This is a genomic window from Microcystis sp. M169S2 (assembly GCF_020245865.1).
In the GTDB taxonomy this organism is placed as follows: Bacteria; Cyanobacteriota; Cyanobacteriia; order Cyanobacteriales; family Microcystaceae; genus Microcystis; species Microcystis ichthyoblabe_A.
On sequence record NZ_JADBUB010000185.1, the window covers coordinates 22,723 to 47,039 of the forward strand.

Annotated in this window: 17 protein-coding genes and 1 pseudogene; 5 read left to right on the forward strand and 13 right to left on the reverse strand. The window is 44.3% G+C overall.

Features of this window, described 5'->3' with window-relative positions; all coding sequences use genetic code 11:
- Nucleotides 1–23 precede the first annotated feature (23 nt).
- The 5 genes from IM485_RS17645 to IM485_RS17665 all read right to left on the reverse strand — a co-directional run bounded on the left by IM485_RS17645 (nt 24) and on the right by IM485_RS17665 (nt 5,721).
- Nucleotides 24–410, reverse strand: coding sequence for a hypothetical protein (locus IM485_RS17645; protein WP_002731634.1), 387 nt, complete (start codon nt 408–410; stop codon nt 24–26).
- Between the two features lie 186 nt (nt 411–596).
- On the reverse strand, nt 597–2,405 hold the full coding sequence (locus tag IM485_RS17650) for an NAD(P)/FAD-dependent oxidoreductase (RefSeq protein ID WP_104398134.1): 1,809 nt from the start codon (nt 2,403–2,405) through the stop codon (nt 597–599).
- A gap of 85 nt (nt 2,406–2,490) precedes the next feature.
- Nucleotides 2,491–4,266, reverse strand: a complete 1,776-nt coding sequence (locus tag IM485_RS17655) for an NAD(P)/FAD-dependent oxidoreductase (RefSeq protein WP_287744679.1) — start codon at nt 4,264–4,266, stop codon at nt 2,491–2,493.
- Nucleotides 4,267–4,326: 60 nt separating this feature from the next.
- Nucleotides 4,327–4,731: a hypothetical protein gene (locus tag IM485_RS17660; protein WP_202861436.1), complete on the reverse strand. Its 405-nt coding sequence runs from the start codon at nt 4,729–4,731 to the stop codon at nt 4,327–4,329.
- Nucleotides 4,732–4,752: 21 nt separating this feature from the next.
- Nucleotides 4,753–5,721 (reverse strand): calcium-binding protein, encoded by a 969-nt coding sequence (locus IM485_RS17665; RefSeq protein ID WP_238142103.1) that lies wholly within the window; start codon nt 5,719–5,721, stop codon nt 4,753–4,755.
- 199 nt (nt 5,722–5,920) lie between these two features.
- Between IM485_RS17665 and IM485_RS17670 the strand changes: the two are divergent.
- Nucleotides 5,921–6,067, forward strand: a pseudogene (locus tag IM485_RS17670) (IS701 family transposase); the annotation flags it as partial.
- Nucleotides 6,068–6,416: 349 nt separating this feature from the next.
- On the opposite strand, the gene IM485_RS17675 reads toward IM485_RS17670, so the two are convergent.
- The 3 genes from IM485_RS17675 to IM485_RS17685 all read right to left on the reverse strand — a co-directional run bounded on the left by IM485_RS17675 (nt 6,417) and on the right by IM485_RS17685 (nt 15,047).
- Entirely contained in the window at nt 6,417–6,608 is a 192-nt protein-coding gene (locus IM485_RS17675; RefSeq protein ID WP_002733463.1) for a hypothetical protein, read from the reverse strand.
- Between the two features lie 154 nt (nt 6,609–6,762).
- The gene (locus tag IM485_RS17680) at nt 6,763–11,937 is read right to left on the reverse strand and encodes an SDR family NAD(P)-dependent oxidoreductase (RefSeq protein WP_287744684.1); all 5,175 of its coding nucleotides are present in this window, start codon (nt 11,935–11,937) and stop codon (nt 6,763–6,765) included.
- 8 nt (nt 11,938–11,945) lie between these two features.
- Nucleotides 11,946–15,047 (reverse strand): type I polyketide synthase, encoded by a 3,102-nt coding sequence (locus tag IM485_RS17685; protein ID WP_104398140.1) that lies wholly within the window; start codon nt 15,045–15,047, stop codon nt 11,946–11,948.
- Between the two features lie 911 nt (nt 15,048–15,958).
- Here IM485_RS17685 and IM485_RS22815 point away from each other — a divergent pair.
- Nucleotides 15,959–16,222, forward strand: coding sequence for a DUF6444 domain-containing protein (locus tag IM485_RS22815; RefSeq protein ID WP_104398141.1), 264 nt, complete (start codon nt 15,959–15,961; stop codon nt 16,220–16,222).
- On the opposite strand, the gene gcvT is transcribed toward IM485_RS22815, so the two are convergent.
- Nucleotides 16,191–17,297 (reverse strand): glycine cleavage system aminomethyltransferase GcvT, encoded by a 1,107-nt coding sequence (gene gcvT / locus IM485_RS17690; protein ID WP_104398142.1) that lies wholly within the window; start codon nt 17,295–17,297, stop codon nt 16,191–16,193. The two genes, IM485_RS22815 and gcvT, sit on opposite strands and share 32 nt — an antisense overlap.
- Nucleotides 17,298–17,650: 353 nt before the next feature.
- Here gcvT and IM485_RS17695 point away from each other — a divergent pair, with 353 nt between their 5' ends.
- A complete protein-coding gene (locus IM485_RS17695) occupies nt 17,651–17,992 on the forward strand; it encodes a hypothetical protein (RefSeq protein WP_069474035.1) in 342 nt (113 codons plus the stop codon).
- A 136-nt stretch (nt 17,993–18,128) separates the two neighbouring features.
- The gene (locus IM485_RS17700; RefSeq protein WP_155117891.1) at nt 18,129–18,287 is read left to right on the forward strand and encodes a hypothetical protein; all 159 of its coding nucleotides are present in this window, start codon (nt 18,129–18,131) and stop codon (nt 18,285–18,287) included.
- Nucleotides 18,288–18,427: 140 nt separating this feature from the next.
- On the opposite strand, the gene IM485_RS17705 is transcribed toward IM485_RS17700, so the two are convergent.
- Nucleotides 18,428–20,125, reverse strand: coding sequence for a serine protease (locus tag IM485_RS17705; RefSeq protein ID WP_104398143.1), 1,698 nt, complete (start codon nt 20,123–20,125; stop codon nt 18,428–18,430).
- Between the two features lie 164 nt (nt 20,126–20,289).
- Nucleotides 20,290–21,387, reverse strand: a complete 1,098-nt coding sequence (queA, locus tag IM485_RS17710) for a tRNA preQ1(34) S-adenosylmethionine ribosyltransferase-isomerase QueA (RefSeq protein ID WP_104398144.1) — start codon at nt 21,385–21,387, stop codon at nt 20,290–20,292.
- 160 nt (nt 21,388–21,547) lie between these two features.
- On the opposite strand from queA, the gene IM485_RS17715 reads away from it, so the two are divergent.
- Nucleotides 21,548–21,937: a hypothetical protein gene (locus IM485_RS17715; protein ID WP_002782053.1), complete on the forward strand. Its 390-nt coding sequence runs from the start codon at nt 21,548–21,550 to the stop codon at nt 21,935–21,937.
- A 3-nt stretch (nt 21,938–21,940) separates the two neighbouring features.
- Here IM485_RS17715 and IM485_RS17720 read toward each other — a convergent pair whose 3' ends face one another.
- Together IM485_RS17720 and IM485_RS17725 are read right to left on the reverse strand one after the other, a co-directional pair.
- Nucleotides 21,941–22,993 (reverse strand): LOG family protein, encoded by a 1,053-nt coding sequence (locus IM485_RS17720; RefSeq protein ID WP_287744689.1) that lies wholly within the window; start codon nt 22,991–22,993, stop codon nt 21,941–21,943.
- 118 nt (nt 22,994–23,111) lie between these two features.
- A complete protein-coding gene (locus tag IM485_RS17725) occupies nt 23,112–24,299 on the reverse strand; it encodes a tetratricopeptide repeat protein (protein ID WP_104398146.1) in 1,188 nt (395 codons plus the stop codon).
- Nucleotides 24,300–24,317 lie beyond the last annotated feature (18 nt).

The following is a 24,317-nucleotide window of genomic DNA, read 5'->3' on the forward strand; positions in this document are numbered from 1 at the left end:
TAGTTAACTGATAAAATTCTCTGCTAAGACCCGATCTGGAGAACTGGTTTACTATCGGTTAAGGTGAGATAAACACAACGTTTTTTGTCTAAGTCAGAGAGCCAACAGTAAATCGGAATTCCAGGACAACTAGCATTTTCAGGCGGAATGTTTGGCTCAACAAGAGTCGGTAAATCAGAAAACTTAAGCAGCGTTCTCGGCTTACCTAAATTAAGTGGAGCAACAGCGGCTGCCATGATAAATATTGAGCCAATTTCACTCAGTCCTCTACCTTCCAAGTCAACTGAGTTCCCCTGCACGAGTGCATTAAATTCTGATTCGGAAAGATTCAAGCCAATGCGGTTAATTCCCCGGCGCAATTCATTAGGCTCTAAGATGAATTGGGATGAGACAAAGGTGGCTAATTCCATGATAATTACCTCAACTAAGAGCAGGAATTTTACGGGTGAACAGCGATCATTAGTCTCAAATTAAGTAAAAATGATGATTTTTTGAATGTCATAGCGAGGGGGGGATTGACAAAAATGCCGTCTCGCCATGACAGATTATAGTTTGGCTTTGCTTAAGTTGACACCAGTGACAGCTATTCGCTCCTACTAAGCAGGAAAAGACTCAATTGTTACTCTTTCACCGACCACGTTTTGAACAACAGAAGGCGATTTCTTCTGCGGTTGATAGTGATAGTTTTTGAATTCCTCACGCATCTTCTCAATTTGGCTGTTATCAGCTATTCCTCGGGTTTTGCGCTTATAAATTACTTCGGCGATTGTGGCTTGAATCGATAGCTTCAACATCCGACCAAAGTAATACCAATGTTTCGGATTTAACCAACCAGCGATGCCAAAAGCTTTCCATTGAAAGAGAGCATACCAAATAGCAATGTAGAAGTAAGCGGCTTTCATGCTGGCAAAAACATTACAGCGCCGAGGCTCGAACTTGGTATTTTCTAAGAAATCGTCGAAGTGTTTTAAGGTTCCATAACCACCCAGCAATTGATCGGCCCGATAGGCATCCATTAAGCCAATATTAGCACCCTGTGACACTAATTGATGAAATTCCCGACATAAATCAGCGAAAATTCCATTAACATTGCCATCGGCAATTGTCACGTAGCGGGGGATAAAATTTAAGTCCAGATGCCATTTACCAATATAGGTGGGAACATGGACACCAAACCACCACATATACTCGAAATAAATCCGCCAACTCATAACACTAGCATGACCGAGTTGATAGGCATGATCTCGGTAGAGACAGTTGACAGTACGAGCATAAGCTAGGTTGAAATCATTGTAAGCGGATCGTTTTTGTTCTGCTGCTGCTTCCTCAGCCAATTTAGCACGGATAATTTCTGTAACACTTTCTACCTCAAAAGCGATCATGGTCGTTCCATAGGAATAAAAAGCATCAAAAATATGGGCAGCATCCCCAATAACGTACCAGTTATCAGGAGAAAAAAGAACTTTGCTTTTGTGGGCAATTTTCGGCCAGTAATGAAAATCAACTACTTCCCCACTTTCAATCAATCGAGAGAGAATAGTATGATTGCTCTTGAGAAAATTGGAAAACTTCTCCAGGTTATTTATGCTCTGGGCGGGAATAACATCGTGATGGTGAATAATGCCAATAGATAGTTCCATCGAGTGCTTATCAATCGGAATCATCCACAACCAGTGACCCTGGCCAAAATAGTGATTGGTGGCATAATAATGGCTGGTAGATGTGCCTTCGGGATGATAGCCACTGTGGAAAATCGTGCGGTCGATATTTTTCACCCGCAGCCACGCTGAACCATTATTGAGTCCCAGGAGATTCTCTGGACCGGAAAGCACATTATCAGTTTTGCGTCCAATAATAAAATTCTTGCCTGCGGCATCGATGACGTGCTTGGCTTGAAGGGTAATATTTTCCTCGCCAACTTTGGCATAAACTGTTTTTAGCTCATCCCCTGAAGTAAGAGCGACATCTTTGACCCGTCCCTCGTAAAAATCGGCTCCCATCTGACAATTCATCACCAGTAAATCTTGCTCAAATTTAGCCCGTTGTAGGTGAAAAGACCCCACTGGAGTTTGACGGTTTGCCCAGACATGATAATAATCATCAAGGGTTTCTGTTTTTGCTGGATCTTTTGGCCAGTGGAAATTGAGACCAGATTTGGGGGGGTGGTTTTCGATTAAATAATCATGTAGTCCCAACTCTTTGCAGAGAAATAAAGCGGCAACTTCGATTAAAGACTCACCGATTTTTAAATCTTTGTCTGTACGTTCAACGGGACGGGGATCGATTAGTGCCACCCGAATATTAGGGATGTTGAGCATGAGATGTCGTGCTTGGCACAGTCCAGCAAAGCCTGCTCCCATAATGACAACATCGTATTCTCGGGATTGAGTAATGGTATAATTCATGGTTAACTCCTTGATAGTTGATGAGGTAATTGACACTCACAGATGATTGAGAGAAGAGCGTTGAATTTGATGCAAGTCAAAATCCTTAAGAATTGGTAGCTTCTGCCAGCCAAGGCTGGAGTTTTGGTTGATATTGATAAGTTTTAAACTCTTGACGCATCGCTTCAATTTCGCTGTTGGCGGGCAGTCCTTTGGTTTTAAACTTATAAATTAACTCGCCGATAGTTGCTTGTCCTGATAACCCTAATAGGCGCAAGAAATGGTAAATATGGCTGGGATTGAGACAACCTTCGATACCAAATCCTTTCCATTGAAAGAGTGCATACCAGAGAGCGGCATAAAAACAGGTAGCTTTTAAACCAGCAAAGACATTACACCGCCGCGGTTCAAACTTGGTATTTTCTAGGAAGTCATCAAAGTGTTTGAGAGTGTGATAACCCTTGAAAAGTTGATCGCCCCGGTAACAATCCATCAAGCCAATATTGACATCCTTGTCTGCTAGTTCGGTAAATTGTTCATTTAAATCAGCAAACAGTCCATCAATATTGCTGTTTAGAGTTTTGAGAAAGATGGGAATATAGGTGAGGTCCAAATGCCATTTACCTACATACATAGGAACTTGCACCCCAAACCACCACATATACTCAAAGTAAATGCGCCAACTCATCACACTGGCTTGTCCTAACTGTTTGGCGTGTCCCCGATAGAGACAGTTGACACTACGGGAGTAGGCTAAGTTAAACTCATTGTAAGCAGCCCGTTTTTGTTCCGCCGATTCTTCCCCTGCCAGTTTGGCCCGCACAATCTCCGTTATCCCTTCAATGGCTAAAGCAATCGTGGTGGTTCCGTAGGAATAGAAAGCATCGAAGATGTAAGCAGCGTCGCCAAGGACATACCAATTATCGGGAGAAAATAGGGTTTTGCTTGTGTGAGAAATCCTCGGCCAATAGTGGAAATCTACTGCTTCTCCACTGTCAATAATATTGGCAAGAATTTGGTGGTTATTTCGCAGGAAATCATGGAATTTTTCCCGGCTGTTTACCTGAGTAGAATTAATCACATCATGGTGATGAATCACGCCAATAGATAATTCCATTGTTTGGGTGTCAATCGGAATCATCCACAGCCAATGTCCTTCGCCAAAATAGTGATTAGTCGAGTAATAATGGCTGGTTGAGGCATTAAGAGGATCGTAGCCACTGTGAAAGATGGTACGATCTACATTTTTGACTCGCACCCAGGCAGAACCCGTGTTTAATCCCATTAAGTTTTCTGGACCAAATAGGAGGTTGTCAGTCTTCCGTCCGATAATAAATTTCCGTCCTGCTGCATCGATAACGTGTTTGGCTTGCAGTTCCATTCTTTCATCGCCTACCTTGATTTTAACTGTTTTAATGGCATCGCCAGGAGTTAAATCAACATCAACAACTTGCCCGTTATAGAAGTTGATTCCCATGGCTTTATCCATTTTTAGCAAGTCTTGTTCAAACTTGGAGCGGTTGATTTGAAAAGAGGGAATGGGAACTTGTCGGTTCGAGCCAGCATGATAGTAGTCGTCGATTGTTTCAGTTTTTGCTGGATTTTTGGGCCAGTGAAAGTTAAGCCCTTGTTTGGGAGCATGATTTTCAATTAGGTAATCATGTAGTCCCAATTCTTTAGCGAGAAAAAGAGCGGCAATTTCAATGGTGGACTCGCCAATTTTTAAGTCCTTATCTGTGCGTTGTTCGGGACGAGGATCCACTAGAGCAACTTTGATATTGGGAATCTTGAGCATCAGGTGTCGCGCTTGACATAGGCCAGCAAAACCAGCACCCATAATGACTACATCATATTCGAGAGATTTTGATTGTGTTCGGGACATTTTAAACTCCTTTGAGAGAGAGATGGGGTTAATCAAGACTTAGAGTATTTCGAGTTTGTTCTATCTAGCAATTTTATAATCGGTTATTAGCCAGACTATAAAAATGGTTATTCCAGCAGCCAAGTAAAAATTACGAGCTGAAGAAATAGAGGCAAAACCAAGCAACCACGGTAGGACTATCAGAATGAACGGCACGATAAATTCAATGGTGCTGTGTAACTTGAAAGAAATTACTTTGATTAATCCCAGGGGGAAATCCGTGCTTATTGTCACCAATAGGTGAACGCCAGCAATTGCATAAGAAATCTTCGCTGGTATGCCAGAAAAATTGAAAAGCATGGGGGCGAACAAAAAAGCAATAACTACGAAATAGTCTAGATACCCATGCACACGCGGACTGAAAATTTTCATTGCCATTTCCTTTGTGGTTTTGAATTGTACTAAAATAACAGCAATAATCGACAACTTATTGCTGTTAAGATTATTTTAGGCAACAACAAAGATGTCATTGTTAGTCAAGGTGAGACCAGAGGCTAGACTTGCTATCTGAATTTGCTGAGTCGCACCAATGCCATCAGCATCAAAGTAAAGAGACCCATTAGTATTGTCGTAAATAAAGCGTTCGTTAGCATTAGTAGCTGTTGTACCAATGACAAACTGAGCGACAGCCACCACATTTTCTGGGGAGATTCCACCGCCGAGATCGGCAGCAGAAACGAAGAGGGTATCGTCAGCGACTACAAAGTCGGTAATTTTAGTTCCTCCTGCGGAAGAAAGTCCAAACAAATCAGCACCACTACCACCAGTAAGAACGTCTGTGCCATTACCACCAATCAAAATGTCATCTCCTGTTCCACCGATCAGAATATCATTGTGATTGCCACCAATGAGGATGTCGTTTCCTGCTTCGCCATACATCGCATCGTTGTTATCTCCTCCATTGAGACGATCGTTTCCCTCACCGCCGAACATGACATCGTTGTTCAGTTCGCCGAAGAGAACGTCATCGCCTTTATTCCCAAACAAGCCATCGTCTCCAGCACCTCCATTGAGAATATCGTTGTCTTGACCGCCAAAGAGTGCATCGTTACCATTACCTCCATCCATGGAGTTAATCCCACTCCCACCAAACATGGCATCGTCACCATCTTCGCCAAACATGGCATCCTGACCGGCTCCGCCAAACATGGCATCGTTACCATCACCGCCAAACATGGCATCAAGTCCCTCCTCTCCGAACATTGTGTCCTCACCGGGACCGCCATTGAGAACATCAGTGCCAGCACCGCCAAAGAGAGCATCATTGCCATCGCCGCCGTTAAGAGCATCATCACCCAAACCACCAACTAAAATATCATTGCCAGCATCCCCATCAATAGCATCATTACCTTTACTGCCTAATAAGAGGTCATTTCCTGGGGTTCCGTTGACGTAATTGATCAAAAATTCTTCCATGATTGGTTTCTCCTTGTACTTGTTGTTTTAGTTTTGGAATGTCTCTGAGTCTTAGTTTCTCTAAACTCTTGAGATAAGACCAGAGATGTTTAGGATTTTAAGAAGAAGTTAAGCTGAGTTAGTGGGACTTAAACGACAACAAAAGGCAAATCAGGGTATAATCATTGACAGATTAACGTTTCACATCGAGACTGCCCCTATGAGAGAGAACACTCCATCGGCTATGCCCCCCTGCTTTGACAACTGGTGTCAACGCTTCGATGGTTGCCTCAAAACCAAAGCCCAAAAAACAGGCTTTAGACATTACCTGGGAGGATTATTAGGGGAAAGCGAGCGAAAAAACCTCAATTCAACTCAACTTAACTAAACCGAAAACAGTGTGGGTAGCTACCTTCAGTGCCAAGGTATCCAGCTTAAAAGGAACGCGGAATTTGGCGTTGTCAGATCAGAATATGAAAGATGCAATGCAATCCTTGCGGCGTTGTCAGATCAGAATATGAAAGATGCAATGCAATCCGGCTCTTCGTTACTAGGTCCGGTTTGATCGGGGGGCATAAATCGACTAAATCCTGATCTGACAAGAGACTTAATTGATTAGTTGGTTCTAGATCAACCACAAAGGTTTTCATCGCGTATAATCCCCGTCTATTACATAACACACACCGAAGAACCAGAATTACGTTAAGTTAGTTCAATTAAGAGGGAGAATCCTCTGAGGAAAGTATGGTTCGGCTCTCCATTAACCATTTTTCGATGCGTCGCCCTTGCCACATCCAAAGTCCAGTGAAGCTTAGGAGGGGAAAGACAACAATCCCGACGGCTATCAGCATTCCTGGATGATTGCGCCAGGGGGAATAGATAAAAATCCCTAACAGAAGTGATGCCAAAATGTGGATCAGTCGGAGTAGGCTTCTCAATGATTTATTCGGCTTGTACATGACAAATTTTCCTGGGTAGATGGAGAAAAGTGAAAAAGCAGAATCTAGTCAGTAGGTTGGTCTGAGGATGGGTTTCCCCCCCCATCCTAGAGAGCAGGTTTTTCTAGACCATTAACAGAGCGGCTTCCCTGGTGGTCGCCCTTGCGACTAAAGATTGCTTCACCGCCTCGGGCCAGGGTGCGGCTACAGCCGTTCCATCTTTTCGCCGCTCCACCCAAGCCACATCTTGTTGACCGACATGGAGTTTTTCCAAAGTGCCATCAGGCTGTTCCCGGAAGAACTCAAAGTTGAAGGATGCGCCACACTCGGACACTGAACGCACATAGAGAAGGGTGCGAATGCGGTCAAAAGGCATCGCTTCGCGTAGATAGTCCATGCGGGTATAGAGACAGACCATTTCCCCACAGGGATTAGAAATCCGCAAATATTCGGGAGCAACTGAGTAAAGAAACAGGTCGAGAATGCGTCCTTGCCAGATGAAATAATTGCCGTAGTAAACATTACCGACCAAATTCGATTCTTCCAGGGTGGTTTGGAAGACCTCAGACCGCAATAACCGTCCATAGCGGCTTTCTTGTTGTGGAATGTCATCAATGACAGCCCCCGGCTTGAGGGAAGCAAGGCCCGCAGGTAGGGGAGCCAGAGGCAGGGTTTCTGGGTGTTTTAAATCAAGGCTGGCGGGTTTGTCAGCGGCAAAGCGAGCCAAATAGTCTTGGAGATAGGGCGGGAAAGGCATGGGAGCGGGAACTCCATAGCTAACTAACCGCACCCAAGTGGCTTTAACTTCGGCAATCGCCAGACGCTCTAGGGAATTATCGGGTAATACCTTACAAAACTCGATGTAAGTCTCAAAGGAGGAGCCGACAATATTGCCTACCCAGGCTCGCGCTTGAATCACATCATAGGAAGTGGCTTCTCCCACAACTCGCAGGCTAACGGAATTGGTAACCATGCCCCAATCTCCAGTTAGGAAGTCGGCTAACATTTGCTGGGCAATACTTTCCATCGGCAATTCCCGAATTTTGCCAATCCAGCGAAAATATTGGGCAAAGTAAACGTGACGGCTAATGCTACCACTATCTTTGAAACTGACTTGATAGCGTTGCTCATAGACTAATTGTCCTTGCGGGCCATCATGGGTGTAGCGAGAGCTATGGCTGTCAATTTTCCCCGGTGTCGCTGGGATAATCGCCGCTTCCGTTGCTTGAGGAGACTGGAAATTAGCTTCTGTGGGGACAGACCCTGGGGTGTGGGAAACCACAATCGCCACCATCCGTTCCGGTGGACGGGTTAACTTGACAGGGACAGTCAGCACTTGAGACTCACCCTCCAGGGTTGAGGTGGATAACAAGACCCCATCCCCTTGTTTCGCCACTAGAGAAAACTGCGGATCACTACCATTAAAAGCTTTGCGAACTGCTTCTGTGGCTGACCAAATCCTCATACCGGCCCGCTCTTGGGTGTCTCCTTGGCGCACCAATTGCTCCATCAGTTGACTGCGGCGATCACTTAAGAGGGCGACCCAGTCCTCGGTGCTGCGAGGGGTAATTGCTTCGATATCACAACCTTGGGGAGTTTCAGCCACAGTGCAGAGACAATAGCGATCGCAGTGAGATAAAGAAACATTTAACCCAGAAACTTGTGTCCCGCTCAGTTGAGGCTTACCAGAGGGGAGAGACTCAAGCTCGAACACAAAGTTTTGCTCGGGTTTGAGTCCTAGCTTAGTTTTCAGCGCCCGTTCTACAATTGGTTTTTCCTGTTGGCGGCGCTGTTCTAAGGATTTCCCTTGCAGGTTAGGCGCATAACCAAGCGCAACGGTAGGCGGTGGAATCTCTAATCCCTGGCAAGTTGTCTGTAACACTTGTCGCAGGTGTTGGCGATCGCGAATTTCAGGATTAACTAACTCAGCCGCCGTCGGATTTTCTGGGTGTTCTTCGAGAATCCGTAGGCGATATCCACTCAAGCGTTCAATTAGGTTCCCCTGCTCATCAGTAGCAATCACTTCACTAATATACTCCCGATCTTCCTGCGCCAATAGGTTAACGGTGACAATGCGGCGACCTTGATCGCTGCTGGCCGGTTTAAATCGCTCAATCTTGGCAATTTCCACGGGTAAACAGATATCTTGGGGAATGGTCAACTGTACCGATTGGAGCAGGACATCGCGAAAATAGGGATCGCCGAGGATTAAAGACTGATTCAATCCCTGGCTAAAGCTTTGATTGGATAAATCTTCGCCAGAAAGCTGAGCGTAGGAACGGAAGACACTCTGTTTTTCACTAAGGCTGTAAATTTCACCCAGGCGTTGAAAACGTTCTCCCTGGAAGAGTAAATCCCCGTAGAGATCGGTTTTGGGAGCGATTGGGAGAGGTTGGCCTAATTCGGGTTTTTCCTGAGAAGCAGAAGTCAACTCTCCGAGAATGAGATAGGCAGAAAAATGAGCCAGAGAAAAGCCCGTTTGCTCGGTATAAATACCCACTTTAACTCGACGTTCCCCATTGCTGGTAGCTTCGGCAATTTCTGCTTCAATTTGAATCTCAACCCCAGTCTCTGGATTAACGACTATTGGTCGTCGCAGAGAAATATCTTCCAGGCGAACAATTGCAGGGGTTGCGGTTCCTGTCAGGTAAGCCACAGCTTGGGCCATGGCACATAACCCAAACACGGTGGGGAATAAATAAGAACCGCGCCAAAGGTGATCCTTGACATAGAGATCCTTCTCTAAACTCAGATGAGTCCGCACAGTCAAGGCTACCTGTGGTTCCACATATTGGACATTTTCGATAAAGCGCAGTCCGGTGGGAGCGGGTAAGGGGGTTGGTAACCAGGTATCTAAGCCACCTAAACGAGCGGTAATCACTACCTGTGAGGTGCTTGGTGCGGTTTGGAAAAGCTGGAGAAAGCGGCTGACTCCTTCACGGGGAGAAATCGCCTTGATCCCCATGCGCTCTAGATGCTTGACACTGCCAAGACGCGCTCCCATGCCGATTTCATCCCAAACGCTATAAGCAAGCGCAAGTACCTGGGTTTGGGGGTGTTGCCGTTGGTACTGTTGTAACAGCAAGGACAGGGATTCATTGGCAAAGGCATACCAAGCATTACCAGGCATTCCGGTAACGCCGATAATCGAACTAAAAGCGATAAAGAGCTTGGGTGGGTTAGAGGCTAATGCCTGTAATAGGTTGTAAGCTCCCAAAAGTTTGGGCGAGACCTCTGCTTGAGCATCTTGGGGTCTAACTTGTTCGACGCGACGGGGTTGATTGAGTCCGGCTCCGTGAATTACTCCGGTGATTGGGCCTAATTCTTGAGTCACTTGGTCAACTAACTGCCCGACCTCAGTAGGCTCAGCAATATTGCAGCGATAGTAAGCAACGGTGAGTCCTTGGGCTGCTAAGCGCTTGAGAGTTTGGGCAATTTCGCTGTTGCTATCTCCGGCTGCTGGCACTGCTGCTCGCCCCACCAAAGCCATTTTCACTCCCGTTTCTTTTCCTAAAGCGAGAGCGCATTCGGCGGTAATTCCCTTGGCTCCACCTGTCACCAGAATTACGTCTGAGGCCGACCAGGTGAGGGAACGGGGCGTATAATCAATCGGCTGCTGTAACTGAGCTTGGGGGATTAGCCTTACTTGTGTCGCATCATAGCCAACGGTTGTAATCCCCTCATCTCCGGCTAGTTCCTGAATTACTAATTTACCGGCCTGGGTTGGTTCAATTGCTGCCGCTAGGTCGATTACCCGGACTCGTGCTTCTTGGCGCTCTAGATGAACACTGCGGGCAAAGGCCGCCGCTGAAGCGACTGCGGGATTGTATTCCCCCTCACCAGTGCCAAAACGCCCCCCACCAAATTGAACATAAGCTAAAGTTGCCGAGGGATTGGCGTGGCTCATGGTAGCAACAATGCTGAGGCGAGTTACCATGGCGGCGAGGGGTAATTCCGATGGCAAGGGGGAAATATCGGGTAAAATCCCTAGATAGTGGGAGAATAAACCGATACTGGCGGGTTCTGCCGCTGCGATTTCGGCGTAGGTCTTTTGTTGGACTTGAGCGCCCAATTGCTCTAATTGCTTGGTAAGAGTTTGAGCAATCGATGTGGCAGCATCAGAGACAATTAAGACTTGAGCTTGTGACCAATCAGTGGCAATTGTCGGAGGAGTCAGAGGTTGAGGCACATACTCAATGGCGTAGTTACGGACCCAGTTGCTTTCCGGGGGGGGATTATTTTGGCTCCCTTGCAGCACTGGTGTTTTCTCTGAAGCGGCAGTTTTGACAGAGGGTTGGTTTGATACCTTCTCCAGCGCCGCAATGACATCCGCTAAAGTTCCATTCGCTAAGGCTGAGGGATCTAGTTTTCCCGTTGCTCCCACTTGTTTGACTGCTGTAGCAACTAGCTCGGCTGCTTTAATAGAGTCGAGGTTTAAATCATCAAGAAGACGCAAATCGAGGCTGAGGGTATCTTTAGGAAACCCAGTCTTTTCTTCGACTAATTCCAGTAATTTTTGGGTAATATCAAGGGAATCTGAAGGCGGCAAAACCAGAGGCGCAACCTCTATTTGCTCAGGAACTTCCGTTAGCATTTCCACAGAAACAACGGCATCAATAGCCTGTTTTACTTCTTGCAAAGTAGCATTAGCTAAAGCAGAAGGATCAATTTTTCCGCTCACACCAAAGGTTTTGGCGGCTGTCGCTACTAACTCGCCAGCTTTGATGGAATCTAAATTTAAATCATCTAGTAGTTTGGCATCAAGATTGATGCTGGCTACTGGATAGCCGGTTTTTTCTGCAACTAACTCAATTAAACGTTTTTCAACAGTTAAATTGGTTTGGATTACTGTTGTTTCTGGGATTCGCTTGCTATTGCCATTGCTATGACCATTGCTATGACCATTGCTATGACCATTGCTATTGCCATTACTATTAACAGTGCTATGACTATTACTATTAACAGTGCTATGACCATTACTATTAACAGTGCTATGACTATTACTATTAACAGTGCTATGACTATTACTATTAACAGTGCTATGACTATTACTATTAACAGTGCTATGACTATTACTATTAACAGTGCTATGACCATTACTATTAACAGTGCTATTTACCTGAACACTGCTCTGAAAGGGAATCAGATTAGTTGCTGGACTTTTAAGCAAAATATAAGACTGAAGATCTGCTTTGATAACTTGGGACAAAAACTGGCTTCGGTTAGAGAAGTAATGGGAGAGAAGTTTAACAATCTCTTGATTGCCAACTGCTTGTTTGGAGTCAGAAGAATAAGTCATAATGTCCTCTAGGCATTGTGAGTGTTTACAAAGGGTAAGCTTTGGATATCGGCACTGATTAACTCAGAGAGAAAAGAACCACGTTCCAGCAGGTAATTTGCTAAGACTGTCGTTAGTTCATCATCTGCAAAAAGACTTTCTGATTGGGCAAAATTAGAGGAATGAGCGAGAGTCAGATTGGGTGATGACTGTTGTATCTTTTCCCAAGAAAAGGCAGAACTCGGCTCCATCTCTTCAAGAGATACTGGAAAAGATCGTTCGCAGGGATTATCAATAAACAGACGCTCAGCAGCTGGGATAAAAGGACGAACCAATCGTTGTTCATACAAAGCTTGCCAGTTTACTTCGCCTCCTTGCACAAAGTAAGCGGCTAAAAAAGTATTCAAATCGCGAGCGATACCCGGTTTTGACTCTAGGGGAAAACAGAGGGGAGAGGGAACTATTGCCCCCACTAAACCAGAAATCACTTTTCCCATTCCAACTTCAACTATCAAGTCACATTTATTCTTCAGATTTTCAACAAGAGAAACAAAATTTACCTGAGCAACAATCTGATGAGCAAAGTGTTCTTTTAAGTTGAGTCCTGAATTAATTATCTGTCCGTTAACGCTGGTGAATAGAGGCAGAGAAACCTGTTCTAAAATCTCAGGAATGGGAGCTTCTTTTCGCAAATATTCAGCTGCTTTCGCCACCATTTGGGAGTGAAAAGCATTTGCTACCGGAAGTTGGCGGACTTGAATTTCTTGGGCTAATGCCAGGTCACAAACAGCAGCAACACTGGTTTTTTCTCCAGAAATAACCGTCTGTTGAGGACTATTGATATTAGCAACGGTTACATAACCAGAAATCCCTTGTAAGAGCTTTTGCGCGGTGGCATCCGAGCAAGCTAAACTCGCCATTGTCCCGATAGAATCGCCCTTAACTGTCATTGCTTTTCCCCGCATTGCGGCAAAGCAAAGGAGGGTTTTTTCATCATAAGCACCAGCCGCTTCAAAAGCAGTCAATTCGCCCAAACTATGACCCCCTAGTGCCACTGGTTCCAGTCCAAGTCGTTTCAGGTAATGCTTCCACAGTAGTGAAGTCAAGCAGATTGCTTGCGGTGCAACATCGGTGAGAGCGTTAAACCATTGTTCTACTTGTTGTTGGTTAACAGCGCGGTCAAGAGGACGGTAAATTAATGGACTAATCGGTTCAAAACCAGATTCAATCAGCCATAAATCTGCCTGTTGCACTAACTCTCTTGCCCAAGAATATCGCTCCACCAAAGTCCGGGCCATGTTCAGCTTTTGTGAACCTTGTCCTGGAAAGAGAAAAGCTACTCGAGAACGCTGCACTTGATGGGCGAGCCAGATGTCTTTTCGCTGGGATATATATGTTTCTCCCGCGGCTGGGGGTTGAGAGTGAAGAATGTTGATTAAATGCTCCAAGCGCTCCAGTAATTCTCTGGGGTTTTCTGCCACAATGGCGGCGCGAATTGAAGTCTGAGGGGACAATGTTTGAGCATTCTGCGCTGCTAAATCCACCATATCTGCTAAACTCATCCCTTTGGCTTGTTCTGAGAAAATTTGCAGATATTCCAGCAGTTGGGCAAGAGAATTAGCCCCGAAGACAAAGATTTCGCTATCTTGGTTGGAGACTAAAAGCGAACGCTGGTCTAAACTGGGTTTTAACCGGGGGGAGGGTGCATCACCAGAAGAAAGGGTCACATGGGAGTTAATGCCTCCAAAACCCATCGCCGACACTCCCGCCCGTAAAATCTCCGTTTCCGGGTAGATTTCCCCTAGTTGCACTGGATATAAACATTGGGCGCTCTCCTCGAAAACCGGATTCGGTTCTTGACAGTTAACGGTAGGGGGAACGATCCGCTGATTAACCGCCATGACCGCTTTAATGAAACCCCCGATCCCGGCCGCCGCTTTCGTATGACCAACTAGGGATTTAAAAGAAGTCATGCCACAGGAACGAGGGGGGGCAGGTTTCGAGGCGTTCATGGCTAGGGCTACCCCTTCAATTTCAGCCCGATCGCCTACGGGGGTTCCGGTTCCATGTCCTTCAATAAAATGAAGAGACTGGGGACTATAACTGGCTTTTTCGTAAGCTCTTAATAGGGCTTTGGACTGTCCCACCTTGGAGGGTGCGGTAATGCCTCCTTTGCCGTCGGAGGACAGAGCCCAACCGTCCAACAGGGCATAAATGTAGTCGCCATTGGCCTGTGCGTCGGCTAATCGTTTGAGAACGACAAAACCAGCTCCCTCCCCAGGGATAAAGCCACTGGCACGGCGATCATAAACCCTCATATCCTGAGCCGTCAGTGCGCCGGTTTTGGCGAAACCAATTAATTCAAAGGTATCGAGACTGATATCAATGCCACCGGCTAAGGCCATGTCTAAATCGCCATTACTTAAAGCGTTGGCGGCAGTGACAACGGCGATTAGGGAGGAGGAACAAGCGCCATCGACGGTATAACCACCACCGTCAAAATTAAAAAAGTTACAGATTCGTCCGGCTATGGTGTTGGACAGTCCTCCAGCTAGGGTATCTTCGGTAATGGGTGGGAAAACGGATTTATAGAATTTCTCCATTGTTTCGAGAAGTTCTTCCACAATTGTTCCAGACAGTCCTTTGACTTCGGCAGCGGCTCGCAAGGCTCTTCGTACATAGGGCCAACGTAACCGCATCACATTCGAGCGAGTATGTTCTCCAGTTAAGGAATTGCCGAGAATGACCCCGGTTTTTTGGGTGGGAATGGTATCTCGACGATACCCAGCATCTTCGATCGCTTTGTCGGCTACTTCTAAGGCTAACCAATGCACGATGTCGGTTCCATCGACCGTTTTTTTCGGAACTCGACGATTAACCCAGTCGAATTGAAAGCCATCAATGAAGGACCCGCGTGTTCCGTAGGTTTTATCGGGAGTGGCGGGATCGGGATCATAATATTCCGAGAGTGGTAAACGTTGATCGGGAAACTGGCGAAATTGACAACGACGCGCTAAAATATTCTCCCAAAGTTCGCTTAATTGGTTGGCACCAGGGTAATGGCAACCCATCCCGACAACGGCTATAGGATTAGCGATTTTATCGCTTTTATCGCTTTGAGTTTTCGGCATTTTTTTCCTTGTTTTGAGGACAATAATTGTGTTTGATAACTATCTGGTTATCCTAGGAGCGACGGAACCCAGCCAGGTCTTTTTTCGGTATTTCCCGAAAGCTTATGATTTATTGTCATTTAGCAATTACAACTATCTCATTGGCACTCAAAATAACCTTGATAAAATCACGGTATATAAGCCAAGGTATTCAATTATTCAAAGGATTTTCCAGAGAAATGTTAAAGGGAAAACTTTAGCATCTACTCTATAGTTGTAACTTGTTCACAAGTATATGGGTAAGTTTCAGCAGTGACAATCGAAGTTTAGGATGTTAAGGGAGAAGATAAGCTGCTCTTCTCGAAGTTTAGGATGTTAAGCAAGAAGGTAAGCTGCTCTTCTCGACTTTGTGTGATCATCAGTGCTGATCATTCGTAGGAGTCTTGGCGACGGCAAGGCTTTGAAGAGTCAATTCGGGAGCATCTCATTTATGCAAGTGAGTCATTATACTTGTCCCTAAAACTGGTTTCTAGCAAGGCTTTCAAAATAGCTTGACATAAAACCTGATTTGGGGGTTACAAAGGTGAGATGCTCCCTTTGAAGATTTGAAGAGTATATTTCTGGAAAATTATCCCTATTCTTCTTCCTTCCACACAGAAACGAGGAGAGCCGATAAGCAGTAGATGCGTTTGGGAGTTTACCTCTTTCTAATGGTTATCTCTCATCAAGAACCTTACTGCTAAGTAGTCGGACATAAATTCTGTTGTCTATCTTAAGAAATGTAAATTGCCGCAATTCTTACTGACGACCGACGACCGGCTACTGACTCCTTACCCCAAAGTTAACTTTACTTTTGTCCAACTACTTATTTAGGGTTTGCTGAATAAATCGTAACTGCCGAGGTAGAGAAAAAAGGCGGTAGAATGTGAACCATGACTTACGAAGAACAAGCCAACAGAATTAAAGCATTAGAAAAGGAAAATCAAGCTCTGCGGGAAAAGATAGCCGAGCTGGAGAAGAGACTGGGATTAAATACTCAGAATAGTTCTCAGCCCCCTCAACAGACGGACTTAAGAAGGAACAAAGAACAAACAAGTTTTTACTCAAGTTCTCAAGGGGGAAGTTCTGGTTTTTTCCTAATTTGTCAAGACCTCGGTAGTTACGTTACTTTTTACTTTTATAAAAGGGTTTTTTGACGACGGTAGCGGGGTAGGTGGTGCCGCGGATTTCTACTTCGATCGCCTGTCCGATCGAGGCGAAAGGTGTGGGAAGATAGGCTAAAGCGATCGCTGTGTTTAAAGTTGGTGATAAAGTGCCGCTGGTAACTTTACCCACCACTTCCCCAGCGAATACTACTGGATAATCGTGACGGGCGATATGTTTGCCGGACATCTGCAATCCCACCAAGTGCCGATTCACACCATTAAGTTTTTGGTCTTCAAGGACATTGCGACCGATAAAATCGCCTTTTTCTGGCAGATGAACCAACCAATTTAAGCCAGCCTCTAGGGGACTCGTGCTATCGTCGATATCCTGTCCATAAAGGGCTAAAGCTGCCTCTAAACGCAGGGTATCCCGCGCCCCTAAACCGCAGGGAGTCACCCCTAAATTTAAGAATTCCGTCCAAAGTTGCTGTCCGATTTCAGGAGGGGCCATAATTTCAAAGCCATCTTCTCCTGTGTAACCGGTCCTAGCGATAAAAACTTTTTCCCCGAAAAGCTGGCTTTCCCAGTGATTAAATAGGCCAAAATCGCTTAATTTTTCCCCGATCAAGGGCTGTAAAATTGTGGATGCCTTGGGTCCTTGCAGGGCGATTAAGACCCTTTCTCGCGATAAATCCTTTAATTTGACCCCCGATCCCTCTAAATTGCCTAAAATCCATTCTCGATCTTTATCGGTGGTTGAGGCATTAACAATTAATACGCCTTGGCTTTCGCTTTGGTAGTAAAAGATAATATCATCGATGATGCCACCGTCTGGGTTAAGTAAAACGCTATACTGTGCCTTTCCTGCCCTTAAACGGGCTAAATTAGAAGGAACTAGGGTTTGGAGAGATTGAACCAGATTATCTCCAGTTAAGATAAATTTGCCCATGTGGGAAATGTCAAACATCCCGACACCGTTGCGGACAGCATTATGTTCGATTTTTAAGCCGCTAAACTGTATCGGCATCTCCCAACCCGCAAAAGGGGTAAATTTGCTGGTTTGTTGGGCAATTAAGTTGTATAAGGGGGTACGAATAGCGGGGGAAGTTGCTTCTTGGTTAGCCACGGTGTTCTCGATCAAATGGTTTTCTGCCTAGAGTAGCATAGCAGTTATCAGTTATCAGTGACCAGTTATCAGTTATCAGTTATCAGTTATCAGGCAACACCAGGACAGGTGAAAACCATCTCTCGTTTTCGCGGTTAATAAGGATCTTCGTTACTCTTTATGTTTTTCTTGTCAAAAATAATGATAAGATTGGATGTATTCTATTCCCGCTTATGTCTAACTCTTATTAATTTTTCTTGGAGAGAGGGAAAAATGGGGAGATTGGTTATTTTCTTATTTAACCACTATACCTTTAAACCCTTATCTTGACTAAAGTAGGATAGTAACGCTATTGTAAAAAACAGGATAGAGTTATGTCGCTAACAATAAAGAGGATAATTTTTTTTACTATTTTGGGTGGGTTCGCATTAGCTTGGATAAACGATAGTTATTTTCCGACTCAAAAGGAAACATATTCCCCCTCATCTTCAGAAACTCAAAAGGAAACATATTCCCCCTCATCTTCAGAAACTCAAAAGGAAACATATTCCCCCTCATCTTCAGAATGGGATGAATATCAACAAGCGGATGATCCAGCGACAAAGCTTGTAAAAAATTGTGCATCTGAGGCGGGTATTCCAGAAAATGATCCAAAACACGCAATCACTCCCTACGAAATGCAAATACTGACAGATTGTATAGATCGGAACCGATAGCTTATATCACTCTAAATATCAGACTGATAATGGTTAGAAAAAATGTGGTCGCTACCTGTATTTTAGGCTATTATTTAATTGAAATAAAATCTATTTTCCCCAATGACAGCCATAAATCTACCCCCAAAGCTGTCTAATGAATCAGAAAAAGATTATCAAATTTTTCTTAGTTATTGCCTTTTGGGTGGCGATCGCTAAATCAGCAAGCTTGCCAAGAAATCAGTGGGAAAAGCCGGAGGATCTGAAAAAAGGCTATATGAGTTATCTTCTCAATTCCAATGGTGCGATCAAGTGAAAAACTATGATGCTGCCATTGCCGAGTTTACTGGGGAAGTTTTAGCCGAACAAGTTGGCAAGGATGTAGTTAGTTCAGGGCAAGCGAGGTGAAATTAAATATAAGATGATCCCTACTTAATCATTAAATTTGTCATATTTTTACTTGACAATAACTTGCCACTCCCTTAACCTTTCTCGCACTCTATCAATGGGAATCGCTAAACCGCAGCCTAATTTAACGGCATTTTCTAGGGGTTTAGGAGTGGAGGGATTATCACAAAATAAACTCGCTTGGGAAATCACTCCCACCACTTGATTTTTATCGTTTAAAACTGGACTTCCCGACTGTCCAGAAACGACAAACATGGATAAACTTAAGGATTTTTCGTCATTATCATTAACCGTGCCTTTGCTGACAGTCCAATCTTTTTGATTAAAAGGATTACCGATCGAGATTACTGGTTGATTAGGGGCAATAGGTAGCGGTGCTAAAGCTAAAGGTTTTAAATCTGGGGGGGGATTTTTTACCTCTAATACTGCTAAATCGAGCCAGTCGTCAGCGGGGGTAGTGTGGAGAATTTTAGCTTTTGAACGCTTGCGAATTTTTCCCTGGGGTGGTTGGCTATAATACTCCACAAAAATGCGGGACCCTGCATCGATTTCTTGACGAGAATTCGTGACCACATGGCGATTAGTCACGATCCAAGCTCTATCTTTATCTCGTTTTAATAACCAACCTGTGCCGATACCATTGTTATTTTTGCCGCGCACGATAATTTTAACAATTGAGCGTTTTAAATTCACCAGAGGATCACTCTTAACACTGGGAATTATCTCTGGCATTTTTAATAATTCGGGATTGTCGTGAATTAATCTTCCCCGTTGGATTTCCTGTAAAATAAATCTAACTTCTGATAAATTGGGATCGATTTCTACGGCCTGCCGACACCAATTTAGACCCGCATCGATCTGACCGCTATTGATATAGATATAACAGAGATTTTCGTAAATCTCGGCATTTTTGGGACTAATTTGGCGTGCCTGTTGAAAAACTGCCATCGCTTCCCCTAGTTTTCCCTGTTCCGCTAAAGCTTTACCTAAATAATTATAAATATCCCCATCTTTAGGAGCGTAAATTAAAGCCTGTCGATATATTTGCTCTGCTTCCTGCCATTTTCCCTGTTTTGCTAGGGTTTCTCCTAATTTTTTGTAGGTTTCACCCTGACTAGGTGTCAATTCTAGAGCTTGCTGATAGGCATAACTGGCCTCTGGCCAGAGTTGCTGTTCACTGTAGGCCTTTCCCAGATAAAAATAGGCCTTTCCCTGAGTAGGATCGAGAAAAACCGCTGCTTGCAGAGCTTTCGCCGCCTCATCCCAACGTTGTAAACTATAGAGGGCTTTTCCTAGCTGAAATTGCGCTTTAAAAGTTGGTTTAATGATCATTGCTTTTTGGTAAGCATCGATCGCCTCTGACCATTTTTCTTCCTGCGCGAAGATATCTCCCAAAGCGACTAAATAATTACTTTGGGAGGGTTCCATCGGTGGTTTATGATTAACGATAAAGCCACGATCATAGGCTTCTAAGGCTTCAGAATAGCGTTTTTGACTTTGCAAGACCTGAGCGATTTTTATATGGGCTTGGACTGAATTTTCGTCAAAAGATAAAACTGTTCGGTAAGCAGACAGAGCCGATTCCTTCTCCCCCGCGGCCAAAAGTCGATCGCCTTGCCAAAGATAAGCCAAGGCAATAAGATAAAAAATAGCAAAGGGAGCGGCGACGATGAAGGCAATAATTAAAAATATTTGCAGGGGTTTGCTAGAATAGCGGCGACCGATTTTAATATCTTTTCTTTTCATTTCTTGGTTAGGATAGACAACAGGCCAAAGGTGGTTCGATAATCGACCTAGACCAATTTAGATGCGCGGGCCGCTTACACATATTTTTACCTTTTTCCTGTTGCCCTTTCCGCAGTTCTAGCCCTCCTTCTTTCTAGGGTGTGGATGTAATTTTGTCCAACTACTTACCGATTACTGCTGCAAGCGCTGGGTAGGATTAACATAGCGTCACCGAAGGAATAGAAACGGAAACGCTCTTGGATAGCTGCTTGATACAATGCCAATAGTCTTTCCCGTCCGACTAAGGCACTGACTAACATCATCAAACTGGACTTGGGTAGGTGAAAATTAGTGATCATGCCGTCGATAACTCGCCATTGATAACCCGGATAGACAAATAAATTGGTTTTTCCCTGAAAAGCGGTTAATTTATCGCTCTTAGTTTCTTTAATTGCCCCTTCCAAGGCGCGAGCTACCGTGGTTCCTACGGCGATAACCCGGCCACCTCTAGCCTTTGTTTGGGCAATTTTTTCGGCAGTTTCGGCGGAAATCTCTAAAAATTCTTGGTGCATTAGGTGTTCTGTAATATTTTCTACCTCCACGGGACGAAAGGTTCCCACTCCTACATGAAGGGTGATATAGGCGGTATCTATACCCTTCTGGGCGAGCTTATGGAATAATTCGGGAGTAAAATGTAATCCGGCCGTGGGAGCGGCCACAGAACCCTGTTTATCAGCGTAAACTGTTTGATAACGGTCTTCTTCCGCCTCCGATTCGGTGACGTAGGGGGGGAAAGGAATATGACCGTACTCCTCCAACATATCCCAAAAACTGCGTCCGGGATGACGTTGAAATTCCAGCAGACGACCACTGGTGTTCAGATCTCGATCGATTACTTTCGCTAACCATAATTTTTCTTTGTCTTCCGTTCGCCCTGTTTTCGGATAAAAAAGGACTTCTGAACCGACTTTAAAGCGTTTTCCCGGTTTCACTAGAGATAACCAACGATGGTCATCCTGTTCTTCCAATAGTAATATTTCTATGGGGGCGCCCGTGGTTTTACGTCCAAATAAACGGGCCGGAATCACGCGAGTATCGTTGAAAACCAGCAAATCCCCCGACTCTAACCAAGTGGGTAAATCCCGAAAAATAGCCAAATTATGACTATTAGGAGAATCTACTACCAAAAGACGGGAACTGTCTCGGGGTTCTGCGGGATTTTGGGCAATTAACTCCGGAGGAAGGTGATAATCGTAGCTGGAGAGTGATTGGTCAGGGATCATCGTCGTTATCATCATAAAGATCTTCGCAAAAGTTGGGTAATCCTACCCAGGCGAACTTCACTAAATCGGGGATTTCTCCCCTTGGTATCTGGAACGGTTTATCGTCAGACTAGAGATATAACACTAATTGTGACTATTAGCCAACAGCCCAGCGGCCACTATGGATTATCTCTATTTTCTTGCTAATGCTAGTTTAACGCTACGAGTCACCGAATACCTGCGATCGATGACTCATCTACCCTCCTCCGTCATGACGGTTATTCATCAGATTAACGGTTGGGTGGTCAAGGTAAAGTTTAATCAAATGCTTACTCCTTGCCAACACGGGGATTTTCGCGCCTACATGAATGAGTTAGGGATTCCCTATCAACCAGAAATGCGTCTCCAGATGGTTTTTTGGAGTTTGGAAACAGGACAATCTCCTATTGATGTCATGCGTCGTTACCAAGTGGCGATCGTTGCCCATGGTACCCCAGATCAGCAAGATATAGAGGCTTTTCGGCAACAATTTACTAAGGGTTTAGGATACTGTCCGGAAACTCTAGCCTAGGGTTTATTTTTTCTCGGGATGCTCTTCAAGGGCAACTACAGGACTTAAATCGTTGATGTGATCTATTAATTGATACAAGCGTCCGTAACTCTTGCCGTTGAAGTAAAAAACTAGACGAGGTAAATGGTGGCTGGAATCCCGATTCTCTCGTTCTAGAATTTGACTAGGTTCGATTTTCCCCTTAACTAGGATATCGCCGAAGTTTTGGTTAATTTGTTCGATCTGTTCCCTGCTTAGTTCGTGATTAAGACGAATAACAAAGGATTCTCCCACAAAACGGCTGGAGTGATACACCCGATAGAAGTGGCGAATTGTTTGACAAGCGTGGTCTAGATCGTTGGTAATAGTATAAAAATTCCGATCTTCGGCGGATATCAGTCCTCTTTTTTGCAGATTTTCACTAATTTGTTCTTGCCAAGTTTGCCAGTAATCCCCATCCGGCTCATCAATCAATACTAGGGGTGCAGGTCCGTATTTACCCGTTTGACAGAGGGTAAGCGTCTCAAAGGCCTCATCTTGGGTGCCGAAACCACCGGGGAATAAAGCTACTGCGTCACTTTCCCGCAGAAAAAATAGTTTTCTGGTAAAGAAATATTTAAAATCGATTAATTTGGCATCATTTATGATATAGGGATTAGCCCCCTGTTCAAAGGGTAGCTGAATATTTAATCCGAAGGAATTTTCCCGTCCGGCGCCTTCATTCCCTGCTTGCATGATGCCACCCCCAGCACCAGTTAACACCATAAAACCGTATTGACTGATACGACGTGCGAATTCTACTGCGAGACGGTATTCACTGCTCTCGGGTTTGATGCGTGCCGAGCCAAAAATGGTCAGTTTACGAATGTGACGGTAGGGGTAAAATACCTGAAATCCCTTTTCTAGATCTTCGATCGCATAGGTTAAAATTTTCCAATCGAGGCGATCGATTTCCTCGCCAGCAATTCTGACTATTGCTTCCAGAGATCTTTGAATCCATTTACTATCTTTTAAGTGGGGCAAATGTTGCAGCAATTTCAGCAAGTCTTCGGTTAATTCAGAATAGGAATTTTCCATTGGTGGGTTGGGTTTTGGGTTTTAGGGTTTTAGGGTTTTAGGGTGTTGGGGAAGATATTTCTTAGTCCCCATTTCCCCATTTCTCTGTCCATTAGTTAACTATTCAAAGACTTAAAGATCACTGTTCAGGATTATTTATTGCTTGATTAATTTGGGTGATTTGGGTTTGAAAATATTGTTCACGATAACGGATAGCTTGGGCTAATTCCGCACCTTTTTGGAAAGCGAGTAAAGCTTGGGGATAATTTTTTCTCTCTAGATAAATTTGACCAATTTGATCGTAGGTATTCATTAAACCGTAGTAATTATAGCCTAATTCATGGACTTTAATTGATTCTTGATAGATTTGTAAAGCATAATCTACCTGTTGATAACTTTTATAAAGTTCGGCTAACTTACTTAAAGCTTCTCCTGCGGTGCCGTACTGTTGTAAAGCAAAAGCGAGAGAATAGGCTTCTTGAAAGTTTTGGCTGGCTTTATTTGCATCTTTTAAAGCTTGATAATCTAAACCAATTTGAATTTTTAGATCGGGAATTAACTGTATTTGCTGATTTCTGATCTCGGTTTCAGCTATTTCTTCTTTAATTTTTACTGCGTTAGCTGGTTGCAGAGATTCTCGATAAATTTCTGCTAGTCTTTGCAGATATATCCCTTGAGTTAAAGAATTATTTTGCGCCTTAGAAATAGTTAATAATTCCTCATAGACTGGGGCGGCTTTTTGATAATCAAAACGGGATAAATGAATTTGACCAAGTTGATTTAAAGTTGCTTCTACTGCCGCATTATCGCCAGATTGTCTGGCATTAGCTAGGATTTTATCATAGATGATTATCGCCTCATTAAAAGCTCGTACCTGTTGATAGGATGTACCTAGTAATGCTAATAATTCCCCGTCCATTGTCCGGTTAGTTTCCGCAGTTTGTTGCAGAGATTTTAAACGAGCAGTAATTAATTTAACATCCTCGGTTCGATCTCGATTCCAAGCTGCTAACCCCACTTTTCCCAAAGATTTTACTTCTTCTTTGGCCCCTAAATAACGATTTAATTTAATCACTTCATACCAGATAGGAAAAGCTTCCTCATTTAATCCCGCATCGTATTTAGCTTGAGCTTCAGCATCGCGTTGATCGATGTATAATAACAGTTGACGACGCTCTAAGGGAGTTAAAGGGCGATCGATTGCGGGTAATAAAGGACTTTTTAAGGGAGTTTCGAGGGGATTGGGTGCAGGGGTTTCTGTTTGTGCTAGGAGAGGAAGGGAAGTACCGATCAAACAGAGCCATAAACCGAGAGAAAAACGTAGCATAATAGATTGATAAGAGCG

What these genes read in the sequence shown, in the direction of transcription:
- IM485_RS17645 (WP_002731634.1), bottom strand. Translation starts at nt 410, where the DNA reads ATGGAATTAGCCACCTTTGTCTCATCCCAATTCATCTTAGAGCCTAAT.
- IM485_RS17650 (WP_104398134.1), bottom strand. Translation starts at nt 2,405, where the DNA reads ATGAATTATACCATTACTCAATCCCGAGAATACGATGTTGTCATTATG.
- IM485_RS17655 (WP_287744679.1), bottom strand. Translation starts at nt 4,266, where the DNA reads ATGTCCCGAACACAATCAAAATCTCTCGAATATGATGTAGTCATTATG.
- IM485_RS17665 (WP_238142103.1), bottom strand. Translation starts at nt 5,721, where the DNA reads ATGGAAGAATTTTTGATCAATTACGTCAACGGAACCCCAGGAAATGAC.
- IM485_RS17680 (WP_287744684.1), bottom strand. Translation starts at nt 11,937, where the DNA reads ATGACTTATTCTTCTGACTCCAAACAAGCAGTTGGCAATCAAGAGATT.
- IM485_RS17685 (WP_104398140.1), bottom strand. Translation starts at nt 15,047, where the DNA reads ATGCCGAAAACTCAAAGCGATAAAAGCGATAAAATCGCTAATCCTATA.
- IM485_RS22815 (WP_104398141.1), top strand. Translation starts at nt 15,959, where the DNA reads ATGACTTACGAAGAACAAGCCAACAGAATTAAAGCATTAGAAAAGGAA.
- IM485_RS17695 (WP_069474035.1), top strand. Translation starts at nt 17,651, where the DNA reads ATGTCGCTAACAATAAAGAGGATAATTTTTTTTACTATTTTGGGTGGG.
- IM485_RS17700 (WP_155117891.1), top strand. Translation starts at nt 18,129, where the DNA reads ATGAATCAGAAAAAGATTATCAAATTTTTCTTAGTTATTGCCTTTTGG.
- IM485_RS17705 (WP_104398143.1), bottom strand. Translation starts at nt 20,125, where the DNA reads ATGAAAAGAAAAGATATTAAAATCGGTCGCCGCTATTCTAGCAAACCC.
- queA (WP_104398144.1), bottom strand. Translation starts at nt 21,387, where the DNA reads ATGATCCCTGACCAATCACTCTCCAGCTACGATTATCACCTTCCTCCG.
- IM485_RS17715 (WP_002782053.1), top strand. Translation starts at nt 21,548, where the DNA reads ATGGATTATCTCTATTTTCTTGCTAATGCTAGTTTAACGCTACGAGTC.
- IM485_RS17720 (WP_287744689.1), bottom strand. Translation starts at nt 22,993, where the DNA reads ATGGAAAATTCCTATTCTGAATTAACCGAAGACTTGCTGAAATTGCTG.
- IM485_RS17725 (WP_104398146.1), bottom strand. Translation starts at nt 24,299, where the DNA reads ATGCTACGTTTTTCTCTCGGTTTATGGCTCTGTTTGATCGGTACTTCC.